Source organism: Aquabacterium soli (genome assembly GCF_003933735.1).
Lineage (GTDB): Bacteria > Pseudomonadota > Gammaproteobacteria > Burkholderiales > Burkholderiaceae_C > Aquabacterium > Aquabacterium soli.
In genome coordinates this window covers 24350-36469 of the sequence record NZ_RSED01000014.1, presented here as the reverse complement: position 1 = coordinate 36469, position 12120 = coordinate 24350, and the positions used below count along the sequence as shown (strand labels likewise).

Genomic DNA, 12120 nt, shown 5'->3' with positions numbered 1-12120 from the left:
ACTGATGTCTATTGTGTCGTGTTGTCGCCCCGACCGCACGCACGGGCGCATTCGCGTGGGGTTTTGGGGCATGCGCCGTCTGGGGTGAGAACCATGGATGTCAACACCGTCTTGCTGGCCTGTGTGCTTCTGGTGCACGGTCTCGTGACCCTGATGTGGTGGATGGCCGCCAACTGGCTGGGCCTGTCCCGCCGTGCGGCCTGGCACTGGATGATCGCCGCCCTGGCCAACGGGGCGGCCCTGTCACTGTTGCCCCTGCACCCCATGCTGGGCCTGACCTCGCACATCCTGCTGGCGAACGTGCTGGTGATGTTCGGCCTGATCTCGATGCGCCGGGGCCTGCAGAGCTTCTTGCGCCTGCCGCACACGGACGTCTCGCATGTGATGCTGGCCGTTGCCGTGGTGGTGTTCAACCTGGCCGTGTGCCTGCCGCTGGGGTGGACCACACTGGGCGAAACCGCCAGCTCGCTGTTCATCGCCCTGCTGCTGTGGCGCACTGCATACGACAACCACAAGCCCCTCGCCCACGAGTTCGGGGTGGGCGTGGCCCGCGCGCATTCGGTGCTGCTGAGCGCCGCCGGGCTGACCTTCGCCGGCACGGCGCTAGCGCTGCCGCTGCCCACGCTGCTGGGCGCGTGGCACCTGCTGCCTGCCGATGCCGCGCTGTTCACCTTCGTGTTCGCCCACGTGACGATGTCCATCATGGCCTCCTTCCTGGCCGGCTACATGGTGATCATGAGGCTGGTCAAGCGCCTGGAGCACCTGTCCCACCATGATTCACTGACCGGCCTGCTCAACCGCCGCGCCATCGAATACCTGCTGGCCCGTGAGGCGCAGCGCCTGCAGCGCTTCAATGAGCACTTCTCGCTGCTGATGGTCGACATCGACCACTTCAAGCGCATCAACGACCGCCTGGGGCATGCGGCCGGCGATGCGGTGCTGTGCGCCGTGGCCCAGACCCTGCAGGCCCACGCCCGCGAGGTGGACCGCGTGGCCCGCTTCGGTGGCGAAGAATTCTGCGTGCTGCTGCCCCACACCCTGCACGACGGTGCCCTGCAGGCGGCCGAGCGCCTGCGCGAAGCCATCAACCTGGTCAGCATCCCCTGGAACGACGAGCTGATCTCGGTGACCATCAGCACCGGCCTGGCCACGGCCGACAACCCTGAAGAGACACTGGACGCCATCATCCAGCGCGCCGACCAGGCCCTCTACCAGGCCAAAGCCGACGGCCGCAACCGGGTGGTCGCGGCCAGCTTCCTCAACGTGGCCTGAGCCTCAGGCCCTGCCGGGGCCGCCTTGCAGCCCCTCAGCGGTGGTTGCGCGCCATGAAGATGAGCTTCTCGAACAAGCTCAGGTCCTGCTCGTTCTTGAGCAGCGCGCCCACCAGCGGCGGAATCGCGACCTTGTCGTCCTTGCTCTGCAGCGCCGACAGCGGGATGTCCTCTGCCACCAGCAGCTTGATCCAGTCGATCAGCTCCGATGTGCTGGGCTTCTTCTTGAGGCCCGGCAGATTGCGCACTTCATAGAACTGCTTCATCGCGGCCGACAGCAGCTCCTGCTTGATGCCCGGGAAGTGCACCTCGACGATCTGCTTCATGGTGTCCGCATCCGGGAAGCGGATGTAGTGAAAGAAGCAGCGGCGCAGGAAGGCGTCGGGCAGGTCCTTCTCGTTGTTGGACGTGATGATCACCAGCGGACGGTGCTTGGCCTTGACCAGCTGGCGCGTCTCATAGACATAGAACTCCATCCGGTCGATCTCGCGCAGCAGATCGTTGGGGAATTCGATGTCGGCCTTGTCGATCTCGTCGATCAGCAGCGCAACAGGCTGGTCGGCCTCGAAGGCCTGCCACAGCACGCCCTTGACGATGTAGTTGTGGATGTCCTTGACGCGCTCATCGCCCAACTGGCTGTCGCGCAGGCGGCTGACGGCGTCGTATTCGTAGAGACCCTGCTGTGCCTTGGTGGTGGACTTGATGTGCCATTGCAACAGCGGCAGGCCCAGTGCTTCGGAGACCTCTTCGGCCAGCATCGTCTTGCCCGTGCCAGGCTCGCCCTTGACCAGCAGTGGGCGCTTGAGGGACAGGGCAGCATTGACGGCCAGCTTCAGGTCGTCGGTGGCCACGTATTGGTCGGTGCCTTGGAATTTCATGATCCAGCTCAGTGGGGTAGATACTTGGAACGCAGTATAGGGTGCCTCCCTATAATGCCCCGAGCTTCGTGTATTTCTCTTAACGCAAAATCCCCATTGCCCGAGTCATGAAGAAATCAGCGCGTTCGCCCTACGCCCTTGCAGGCCTGCTTGTCATCACCCTCTTGACCACCGCCGCCCAGGCCCAGGACGCCAAACCTGGCGACCCGGCTGCGGCGCAGAAGAAGGTGGCCATGTGCATCGGCTGCCACGCCATCCCCGGCTACCAGTCGAGTTTTCCGGAAATCCACCGGGTACCGATGATTTCCGGCCAGACGGCGAAGTACATCGTCTCGGCGCTGCAGGCCTACCAGAAGGGTGACCGCAAGCACCCCACGATGAAGGGCATCGCCGCCTCGCTCACCGAGCAGGACATGCTGGACATCGGTTCCTACTACGAGGCCAGCGGCAAGAACCTGCCGCCCACCCCGGCACGCAACAAGGCGGGTACCAGCGCCGAGATCGACGCCCTGCTCAAGCGCGGCAACTGCATCTCCTGCCACGGCGAGAACCTCAACAAGCCCATCGACGCCAGCTATCCCAAGCTGGCCGGCCAGCACAGCGACTACCTGTACGTGGCCATGAAGTCTTACCAGATCGACAAGAACCCTCAGATCGGCCGCAACAACGCCATCATGGCCACGCAGGCCAAGATGTTCACGCATGCCGAACTGAAGCAGCTGTCCGCCTACATCGGCGGCCTGGGTGGTGATCTCAAGACGGTGCCTCAGTCGCGCTTCAAGACGCAGTGACCAGCAGCCCATGGCATCGGGTAGGCATGCTGCTTGCCGATGAGCGCCATGGCTTCATCCACCGCATTGACCGACTCGATCACGCTGGGCGTGTCACTGGCCTGTCCATGGGACAAGGCGCTCGCCTTCCTGTCTGACCCGGCCCACATGCCACAGTGGGCCTCGGGCCTGGGCGGCAGCCTCACACAGGAAGACGGCCAGTGGATCGCTGAAGGCCCGCTGGGCCGCGTGAGCATCCGCTTCGAGCCACCCAACGACCTCGGGGTGCTGGACCACACGGTGACGCTGCCGGATGGACAGCAAAGCTACAACCCTATGCGGCTGATACGCGACGCGGGCGGCAGCGCTTGCATCCTGCTGTTCACGCTGCTGCGCCAGCCGGGTGTGCGCGACGAGCAGTTCCAGGCCGACGCCGACTGGGTACGCAAGGACCTGGCCACGCTCAAGGCATTGCTGGGCCAGGACTGAGCCTGTTTGCCAGCACCAGGAGGCGCGTCAGCCCTTGGCGGCGATCTGCCGCAGGGCCTGCTCGAACAGCTCGACGGGCTGGCCACCCTGGATCAGGTGGCGGTCGTTGATGATGACCGACGGCACCGAGCGGATGCCTTGCTCCGCATAGAAGCGCTCCTGCTCGCGCACTTCTTGCGCGTACTGGTCGCTGCCCAGCACCTCGCGCGCCGCGGCTTCGTCCAGGCCTGCCTGCACGGCCCGCTGCACCAGCACCTCATGGTTGCTGGGGTCTTGCCCGTCGGTGAAATAGGCGGTGAACAGGGCGCGCTTCAACCCATGCTGGCGGCCTTGGAGCCCCGCCCAATGCAGCAGGCGGTGCGCATCGAAGGTGTTGTAGATGCGGCCGCGCTGCTCCATGTTGAAGTCGAAGCCCACCTGCCGCCCCCGCTGGCGGATCGCATCCCGGTTGGTGTCGGACTGTTCGGTGGTGATGCCGTACTTCTCCACCAGGTGCTCGGTAATGTCCTGCCCACCCGGTGGCATGTCGGGGTTGAGTTCGAAGGGCTGGAAGTGCAGCTCCACAGGTTCGGCCGAGCCCACTCGCTTGATCGCCTCTTCCAGCGCGTTCAGCCCGATGGCGCACCATGGGCAGGAGACATCGGAGACGAAGTCGATCTTCATGCTGGTTACCTTGCTTGACAACGGTTCAGTGTAGGCCGATGGCGAAAGCCTTGCCGACCTGATGCGATCACACCTCACGTTGGCAGCGCAACACAGCATTTGACATTACTCGTTGTCAAAAAATAGAATGGGCTCGCTTTCGAGAACAACCCCAACTGGAGACAACGATGACGATCGCAAACACCTGCGTTCTGGTGGCCGCCGTGCTGCCCGTGCTGACCATGGGCCTGGCCAAGTTCAGCACGGCCGGCAAGAAGCTCCGCGAAGGCGGCTATGACAACCGCCAGCCGCGCGAATGGGCCGCCAAGCAGTCTGGCTGGAGGGCCCGCGCTGCCGCAGCGCACAACAACGGTTTCGAGGCCCTGCCCCTGTTCTTGTTCGCCGTGCTGGCCGCCCAGCAGGCTGGCCTCGAGCAGGGCCGCACCGACATGCTGGCCATGACCTTCATCGTCACGCGCCTGGTCTACATTGCCATCTACTTGGCCAACCAGGGTGCCTTGCGTTCGCTGGTGTGGGGCGTGGGCCTGGCCATCACGATCGCCATCTTCGCGCCGACCCTGTCGTTCGCGCTGTGATGCCGGGGCGCTTCTGGCGTGCATGGTAAGGTCAGCGCCCGCTTGATCACCACCGCGCCAGGAGCCCCGTTTTGACCGCCCGTCCGCTTTCTTCCGCCGAGGCCCGCGTGCTGGCCGTGCTCGTTGAAAAACAGCACACCGTGCCGGACAGCTACCCCTTGTCGCTCAACGCGCTCACCCTGGGCTGCAATCAGAAGACTGCGCGCGAGCCGGTGATGCAGCTGAGCGAGGCCGACGTGCTGCAGGCGGTCAATGGCCTGAAGGAGCTGAGCCTGGTCAACGAGGTGAGCGGCAACCGCGTGGTGCGCTTCGACCACAACGCCGCACGTGGGCTGGGTGTGCCCAGCCAGTCGGTGGCCCTGCTGACCATGCTGATGCTGCGCGGCCCCCAGACATCGGCAGAGCTGCGCCTGCACACCGAGCGGCTGCACCGCTTCGCCGATCTCTCGTCGGTCGAGGGCTTCCTGGAAGAGCTGGCAGCCAAGACACCGGTGCGCGTGGTGAAGTTGCCGCGCGGGCCCGGAGAGCGCGAGCCTCGATGGGCCCACCTGCTGTGCGGTGAGCCGGTGATGCCCGCTGCAGCGCCTGGCCACACGTCTGCGGCCATGGCCGATGAAACCGGCGCCTCATGGCGGCAGGAGCTGGCCGCCGTGAAGGCCGAGCAGCAGCGTCTGTCCGACGAGCTGGCAACGCTGCGGACGCTGGTCAAGCGCCTGAGTGCCGAGCTGGGCCTGTCACCGGACGACGACACACCCTGAGCCGGCGCCTCAAGCCTGCGTGAACAGCCGTTTCCACCCGTCGTGGCCCAGGCGCCTCAGGGTGTCCATGTTGGCCTCGTAGATGTCGGCGGCCTCCGGAAAGGCCTCCACCGCGCGCTCGATGCTGCTCTCGCGCAGCAGGTGCAGGGTGGGATACGGCGCCCGGTTGCTGTAGTTCTCGATGTCGTCCGGGTCGCTGTCCGCGAACTGGTAGTCGGGGTGGAAACTGGCCACCTGGATCACGCCTTCCAGGTCCATCTCCAGCACCAGATCGTCCGCCACATCCAGGAAGTCGTTGTAGTCCAGGAAGTCGCCCAGCACGCCGGGGTGGATCAGCAAGGTGGTGTCGATCTGCTCGGGGTCCGCGTCCCGCAGCAGGGCCAGTTCCTCACGCAAGGACTGGGTCAAGGCCTCGGTGGTGTCCGCCTGTGTCACCACGTAGCGGATCTGCTGCTTGACGTGCACAGCCTTGGCGAAGGGGCACAGGTTCAGGCCGATGACGGCGCGGACCAGCCAGTCGCGGGTGCGGTCGATGACAGAGGCGGCCTCGGGGGAGCTGGCGAAATGGCTGTCGGTGTGGGTGTCGGGGCTCATGCGGGCATTGTCGCCGCCAAGGCAGATATATTGCCTTGCACCATGTGCACCAGTAACATCGATCGGTACCTCGCCCATCACCGGCCCTGCCAGCGGCCCCCGCCTCGGGCGCCCCAGCCTCTCACAGGACCACCTTGACGACCAACCTACCTGACGCAAATCCCCAGAACCTGCATCGGCTGGTGCAGCAGTTCCCACGGCCCGGCCGGCTGGACGCCATCCACCTGCGCCCGGTCAGACGCCAGCCTGTCGAATCCGCCGAAAGCACGCATGTGCTGGTGGGCCGGGGCCTGCAAGGTGACCACATCGCTGCACGTGTGCCCGGGCGTGCTGGCGGCAGCAAACGGCAGGTCACGCTGATCCAGGCCGAGCACCTGCCCGTCATCGCCGCTTTCATGGGCCAGGCCTCGGTGGATGCCGCCGTGTTGCGGCGCAACCTGGTCGTGTCGGGACTGAACCTGCTGGCGGCGCGCGCATTGTTCCGCGACGAGCCCATGGTGCTGCGCCTGGGCGACGAGGTGGTGCTGGAGATCACGGGGCCGTGCGATCCGTGCTCACGCATGGAAGAACTGCTCGGCCCCGGTGGCTACAACGCCATGCGCGGCCATGGCGGCCTCAACGCCCGTGTGCTGCAGGGAGGGATCATCCGCGTGGGCGACGCGGTGCGCTGCGAGCCGCCTGCACCGCCAGATGATGGAGCCTCCGCATGAAGCGCCTGGCGTTGGCCGCCTGGCTGCTGCACGCCTTGCTGGCCCAGGCCGTACCGCTGGACCACCCGCCCGATACCCGCCGACCGACTCCTGCCGATGGCCTGGCTGCGGCGCGCCCGGTACTCAGCTGCAAGCTGGCCCGGCACCACAAGATGGACCTGTTGGCAGCACCGGTGGGGCCTGACACGGTCGTTTTGTCGACCCGGCTGCGCGGCAAGTCCCAGCCGGCGTTCAGCGACGCGCCCTCCCGCCCTCCAGTGGCGGGCAAACTGGCCCTGCGCCTGTGCCTGGATGGCGTGCTCGTCTATGCCTTGCAGCATGACGGCGGCATCCGGGGGGCGGTGCTGCGCCGCCACCCCGACACGCACAAAGTGCAGCGGTTGGAGTTCAGTGACACGGCCCTGCCCTATGGCCTGTATGTGAACGGGGACGAGATGCGTCTGGTCGTGCCCACCACGGGCGCCAACCATGCCTCGCACTACATGATCTACAGCAGCCGCACCGGCCAGGGACGCCCGTCGAACATGCTGCCATCGGCCAGCAAGTTCACGTTCTACGCGCTGCAGTGAGCGCCCCGTGAGGCCGCCGGGCCTCAGCTCGAAGACCGGTCGCGGTCACGCTCGCGCTCACGTTGCCGCAGCACGTCAATGAGGACATTGAAGGTGCGGGCCAATTGGCCGATCTCATCGCGCGTGCGCACCTGCAGATTGGCCGCGGCATAGTCGCCGCGCTTCAAGGCATCGGCGGCGCCCGTCAGCGCCCTGATAGGCCGCACGATGCTGCGGGCGAACATCAATGCCAGGCCGGTGAACAGCAGGCCCACCAGCAGCACGCTCCACAGCAGTTGCGCGAACAGGCGGTTCAAGGGCTCTTCGAACGCCGAACGCGGCTCCGCCACGCCGACCACCCAGTCCTGCCCGACCACGGGCGAGAAACCGGCGATCTCTTCGGTGCGGCTGATGGTGGACCGGTAGGTGACGTGCCCCTGCTCCTTGGCCTGCACCACGGCCTGGGCCAGGTCGGGCATGTCCAGGGACTCGATGCTATCGCGCTTGAAGCGCTGGTCGGCACGGATCTTGGCCAGCGTGGCCTCAGGCAGGCGCACCAGGCTGCTGTAGAGCACACGCTGGTTCGGGTGGTAGATCACGACACCATCGCCATCGACCATGAACGGGGTGAGCTGCGAGCCACTGCCCACCTGCTCCAGGATGCCATCGAACGAGGCCGCACGGATGCGCAGCACCACGGCCCCGACGACCTCGTAGTCCTCTCCGAACACGGGGTGGGCGTAGAACATGCCTGCCGCCCCCGTGGCCGCGCCCACCACGATGCCGGTGACATGCGCATGGCCCTGCATGGCCTCGCGGAAGTACTCGCGGAAGGCGAAGTTCCTGCCGGTGACCTTGGGATCGCTGGAAACGATGGCCGTGCCCTTCGTGTCCATCAGCATCATCAGGCCGATGTCGGGGTTGGACTTGACCAGGCGTTCGAGCTTCGAGCGCATGGCCTCTGCGCCGTTGGCATCTGGGTGGGCCAGGAACTGCACGAACGCTTCGTCGGTGCCCAGGGTGCGCGCCAGGTTCTGGCTGTCGCCGATCAGTTGCGACACACGCCCGGCCGTGCTGCGGGCCAGTTGCTGCAGATTGCGCAACTCGCCATCGGACACGGCCGCCAGACTGCCCTGGAGGTTGTAGTAACCCGTGATCAGCATGGGCAGCAGCGCGGCCATCACCATGGCCAGCGACATCTTGATGGCCATGGGCCAGGAGCCGGGCCGCACGACACGGCGGGCCGTGCGCCACAGGCCAAAGGCCAGACGGCGCGGCGCCGATCGCAACGCCAGGCGGTGGTGGGGAAGATGGTCAGCGGGGTCGGCAGGGTCGGCCGCATCACCCGCCCGCAGCGCCTCCTGCAGGCCCAGGCTGGCCGCGTGCGTGGCGAACAGGGCGCCACGCCATTGGGCGATGTCCTGGGGGCGCTCGGCCGCCTGCAGGGCCAGGGCCCAGTCGATGGCCTTGAGGAAGGATTCGCTGTAGCGGCCCTGGGCCGCTACCGTGGCCGGCACCCATGGGTCGGTGCCGCCGGGGCGGCCGGCCGCCATCGCGCGGTCCATGGCGTCAGGCGGTTTCTGGCCGGTCACCGTCCAGTACAGGGTGGCGCCCATGGCGTAGATGTCGGTCCAGGCGCCCTGGTCGCCGTCCTCGTACTGCTCGATGGGGGCATAGCCAGGCGTCACGGCCACGTCGTCCTGCGTGCCATGGCTCACGGCCTGGCGCGCCGAGCCGAAATCCAGCAGCACCAGGCTGCCATCGCGGCGGCGCACCTGGATGTTGTCGGGCTTGATGTCGCGGTGCAGGAAGCCCATGCCGTGCACCACCGACAGGCCGTCCAGCAAGGGCTGGATCAGGGTCAGCAGTTCCTTCTCGCCGATGTGGGCGTGTTCGGGCCACCAGGTCTTGAAAGGGCTGCCGCGCTCGTACTCCAGCACCATGTAGGCCGTCTGGTGCGCCTCGAAGAAGCGCGCCACGCGCACGATGTTGGGGTGGCGGAAGGTGGCCAGGGTGCGCCCTTCCACCAGGAAACTGTCCAGCCCGCTGCGGTAGCGGTCGCGGTAGCGCGACGAATGCGCCGACACCGTCTGCCCCGAAGTGCGAAAGGCGATGTCCTCTGGCAGGTATTCCTTGATCGCCACCTTGGTGTTGAGGTTGACGTCGGTGGCCAGGTAGGTGATGCCGAAGCCGCCCTGCCCCAGCACGCGGTCGATGCGGTACTCATGCAGGCGAAAGCCCGGTGGCAAGGCCAGCGCCGTGCCGGTCTTGGGCTTGAAGGGCCGAAGCGGGGCCGGGGGAGGCACGGGCACGGTGCGCGTGGCTGGCCGGGGAACCGTCGGCGCCTTGACGACGGTCTTCTCGGGGTCATCGTCGGGCATGGCTGGCGCCACGCGCGGTGGTCCGATCACGCGCGTGATGTCATCGTCCGTGTCAGGACCGGGTCCACCGGGCGTGCCCATGTCTCACCCAAGTCCGAGGTGCTTTGCCATGGGGGCAGTATGCGGACCACACTGCCCGCCAAAGCCCGGAAACACCGGGCAAACCGGGCAAAAATCCCGCTCAGGCTGCCTGGGCTTCGGACAGCCCCGGCGCGCTGTCGCATCCCCCGTTGCAGGCCGGAGACGGTACCGACGAGGCCGAGGCGCCTTCACGGCTGAGCATGATCTTCACGCCGGGCAGACCACGGTGCACCTCGCTCTCGCCGTGGCTGGCAAGCATTGCCATCAGCTTCTTGCGGATCAGCATGCCGGGGCGGTCGCTGTCCATCGAGAATTCGACGCCGCGGCGGCGGACGTCCACCAGCGCATCGGGGTCGGTGGATTCGAGGATGTCCTTGTCCTCACGCGTGATCACCTCATCGAAGTCGATCAGCAGTTGGGCCGGGCAGTCTTCCTCGGTGTCGTTGCGGAACAGCCATTGGCACAGCTGGATCGATCCGTCGTCGATGGGCGTGAAGCAGTTGATGATGATGTGGCGCACGCCGCCCGGGTACTCGATGTCCAGCCGGCGCGAGAAGGGCTGGAAGTAGGCGTTGCGCATGTGGCGCGTGGTGATCGGATCACTGACGCCGCTGACGCGCTGGTACTGGGGCGGGTTGGCAGCGTCGATCACCGTCTCGGCGTAGAAGCCGGTGTCACCTTCGACGATCTCGTAGCGGCTGGGCTTGGGCTGGGCGGCCACACCGAAGGTGGCGCGGTGCACGAAGCTGAAATGCGAGTTGTCGAAGGAGTTTTCCAGCGCGCGCAGGGGGCTGGTCTCCCAACGTTCGTAGAACTGGAAGATGGTGCGCCAGCCGGGGGCTTCGAACTCCGGGATTTCCGGGATGTCGGCCACCGGATCCTCCAGCGCCACCCAGGCGTAGCCATAGCGGGCCACGCAGTGGTAGGCCGTGGTCTTGAAATCCGGCAGGATGCGGCGGCCTTCTTCGTACTGCGGGATCTGCACCACCTGGCCGGTCCGGTCGTACACCCAGCCGTGGTAGCCGCACTGCAGGCGTCCGTTGTTGCACCAGCCCTTGGACAGCTTGGCCGTGCGGTGGCAGCAGCGGTCGCGCAGGGCGGCCGGCTGGCCGTGCTCGTCCAGGAACAGGACGATGGATTCGCCGAGCAGGGTGAAGGGTTGGGGGCCATCGGCCAGATGGCTCAAGGGCATGACGGCGTGCCAGAAACGCCGGAACACGGGTTGTTGCGTGGTGAGCATGAAGTGGGCTCCTCGTTGAAGCGCCGGGGGGAAGATGGCGCTGCGGTTGAACACGAGGGAGCAATTTCCTGGCTTCGCCTGTTGACGTGGGACGTCAGGGGGCCGCTTGAACGCTTCTACTCCGCACCAGCATTGTCGCAAGCTTCATGCCGGCTGTCCAGCGCAGCGGCGGCATGGCAAGGCACCGCACTGGGGCATCGGTGCCCCGCGCGGGCCCTTACACTGAAGCCCTTGCAGTCACACCACAAGCGCGCCCCTGCGACGCCCAGGCCCCGATGAGCTGGCACGGCCACCTGACACTGGATTACCGCCGAGACGGCGACCGCACCACCGCCCACGACCGCCATGACGGCCCCTTGCGCGTGCTGCAGCGGCTCTACCCGGAAGGGCCCGGGGTCTGCCACCACGTGCTGGTGCACCCGCCCGGCGGCATCGTCGGCGGTGATGTGCTGGAGGTGCAGGCCACGCTGCAGGCCGGCAGCCACGCCGTGATCACCACGCCCGGCGCGACCCGCTTCTACAAGAGCGCCGGCCCCGAGGCTGTGCAGTCACTCACCGCCCGTGTGGCCGATGGTGCCCGCCTGGAGTGGCTGCCGCTGGAAACCATCGCCTACCGTACCTGCAAGGCCCGCAATGAAATGCGTTTCGAGCTCGCGCCCGGGGCAGAGATGATGGGCTGGGACGTGCTGGCCCTGGGCCTGCCCGCCGCGCATGAAGCCTTCGACAACGATGCCAGCGGTGCGGGCTCCTACACGCAACGCATCGAGTTGCCGGGCGTGTGGCTGGAACATGGCACGGTACGCGCCGACGATCGCCTGCTGCTGGACAGCCCGTTGGGCTGGGCGGGGCACCGCGTGATGGGCACCTTGTGGTTTGCGGCCGGGCAGGCACTGCCACGTGAGCGGCGCGAGGCCCTGCTGGACGCCGCGCGCGAGGTGATCGGCGACATCGATCTGTCACTAGGGGTCGTGCACGCCGGCGCCACCAGCCCTCACGAGCCAGTGGTGGTTGTGCGCGCACTGGCCGATCGCGTGGAGCCCCTGATGCGCGTGCTGTCGGTGATCTGGGCGCGCTGGCGGCCCCTGGCCTGGGATGTGGCGCCCTGCCCGCCCCGGGTCTGGCGCACCTGAGCGCCTCGCACGGCTTGCGAGGGCCGGGATGC

General features: G+C 66.7%; 13 protein-coding genes. 8 read left to right on the top strand and 5 right to left on the bottom strand.

The window, feature by feature from the left end:
* Window positions 1-93 precede the first annotated feature (93 nt).
* Window positions 94-1272: a GGDEF domain-containing protein gene (locus EIP75_RS16785; protein ID WP_125244439.1), complete on the top strand. Its 1179-nt coding sequence runs from the start codon at window positions 94-96 to the stop codon at window positions 1270-1272.
* Between the two features lie 34 nt (window positions 1273-1306).
* On the opposite strand, the gene EIP75_RS16780 is transcribed toward EIP75_RS16785, so the two are convergent.
* A complete protein-coding gene (locus EIP75_RS16780) occupies window positions 1307-2149 on the bottom strand; it encodes an AAA family ATPase (RefSeq protein WP_125244438.1) in 843 nt (280 codons plus the stop codon).
* Between the two features lie 107 nt (window positions 2150-2256).
* Between EIP75_RS16780 and EIP75_RS16775 the strand changes: the two genes are divergently transcribed.
* Both EIP75_RS16775 and EIP75_RS16770 read left to right on the top strand, forming a co-directional pair.
* Window positions 2257-2940 carry a c-type cytochrome gene (locus EIP75_RS16775; RefSeq protein ID WP_125244437.1) on the top strand — a complete coding sequence of 228 codons (684 nt, stop codon included), beginning with the start codon at window positions 2257-2259 and terminating at the stop codon, window positions 2938-2940.
* 48 nt (window positions 2941-2988) lie between these two features.
* Window positions 2989-3408, top strand: a complete 420-nt coding sequence (locus EIP75_RS16770; protein WP_199758622.1) for an SRPBCC family protein — start codon at window positions 2989-2991, stop codon at window positions 3406-3408.
* Window positions 3409-3435: 27 nt separating this feature from the next.
* On the opposite strand, the gene EIP75_RS16765 is transcribed toward EIP75_RS16770, so the two are convergent.
* The gene (locus EIP75_RS16765; RefSeq protein WP_125244436.1) at window positions 3436-4071 is read right to left on the bottom strand and encodes a DsbA family oxidoreductase; all 636 of its coding nucleotides are present in this window, start codon (window positions 4069-4071) and stop codon (window positions 3436-3438) included.
* 167 nt (window positions 4072-4238) lie between these two features.
* Here EIP75_RS16765 and EIP75_RS16760 point away from each other — a divergent pair, with 167 nt between their 5' ends.
* Window positions 4239-4646 carry an MAPEG family protein gene (locus tag EIP75_RS16760; protein ID WP_125244435.1) on the top strand — a complete coding sequence of 136 codons (408 nt, stop codon included), beginning with the start codon at window positions 4239-4241 and terminating at the stop codon, window positions 4644-4646.
* A gap of 71 nt (window positions 4647-4717) precedes the next feature.
* Window positions 4718-5404, top strand: a complete 687-nt coding sequence (locus EIP75_RS16755; RefSeq protein WP_125244434.1) for a YceH family protein — start codon at window positions 4718-4720, stop codon at window positions 5402-5404.
* 9 nt (window positions 5405-5413) lie between these two features.
* Here EIP75_RS16755 and EIP75_RS16750 read toward each other — a convergent pair whose 3' ends face one another.
* Window positions 5414-5998 (bottom strand): DUF1415 domain-containing protein, encoded by a 585-nt coding sequence (locus EIP75_RS16750; RefSeq protein WP_125244433.1) that lies wholly within the window; start codon window positions 5996-5998, stop codon window positions 5414-5416.
* 134 nt (window positions 5999-6132) lie between these two features.
* Between EIP75_RS16750 and EIP75_RS16745 the strand changes: the two genes are divergently transcribed.
* Both EIP75_RS16745 and EIP75_RS16740 read left to right on the top strand, forming a co-directional pair.
* Window positions 6133-6708 carry an MOSC domain-containing protein gene (locus EIP75_RS16745; RefSeq protein ID WP_125244432.1) on the top strand — a complete coding sequence of 192 codons (576 nt, stop codon included), beginning with the start codon at window positions 6133-6135 and terminating at the stop codon, window positions 6706-6708.
* Window positions 6705-7277 carry a hypothetical protein gene (locus EIP75_RS16740; protein WP_125244431.1) on the top strand — a complete coding sequence of 191 codons (573 nt, stop codon included), beginning with the start codon at window positions 6705-6707 and terminating at the stop codon, window positions 7275-7277. The genes EIP75_RS16745 and EIP75_RS16740 overlap by 4 nt, the downstream gene beginning before the upstream one ends.
* Before the next feature lie 23 nt (window positions 7278-7300).
* Here the strand turns inward: EIP75_RS16740 and EIP75_RS16735 are convergent, their stop codons facing one another.
* On the bottom strand, window positions 7301-9637 hold the full coding sequence (locus tag EIP75_RS16735) for a protein kinase domain-containing protein (protein ID WP_158622885.1): 2337 nt from the start codon (window positions 9635-9637) through the stop codon (window positions 7301-7303).
* A 181-nt stretch (window positions 9638-9818) separates the two neighbouring features.
* Window positions 9819-10958, bottom strand: a complete 1140-nt coding sequence (locus EIP75_RS16730) for an aromatic ring-hydroxylating dioxygenase subunit alpha (RefSeq protein WP_125244429.1) — start codon at window positions 10956-10958, stop codon at window positions 9819-9821.
* A gap of 275 nt (window positions 10959-11233) precedes the next feature.
* Here EIP75_RS16730 and EIP75_RS16725 point away from each other — a divergent pair, with 275 nt between their 5' ends.
* Window positions 11234-12088 carry an urease accessory protein UreD gene (locus EIP75_RS16725; RefSeq protein ID WP_125244428.1) on the top strand — a complete coding sequence of 285 codons (855 nt, stop codon included), beginning with the start codon at window positions 11234-11236 and terminating at the stop codon, window positions 12086-12088.
* Window positions 12089-12120: the final 32 nt, after the last annotated feature.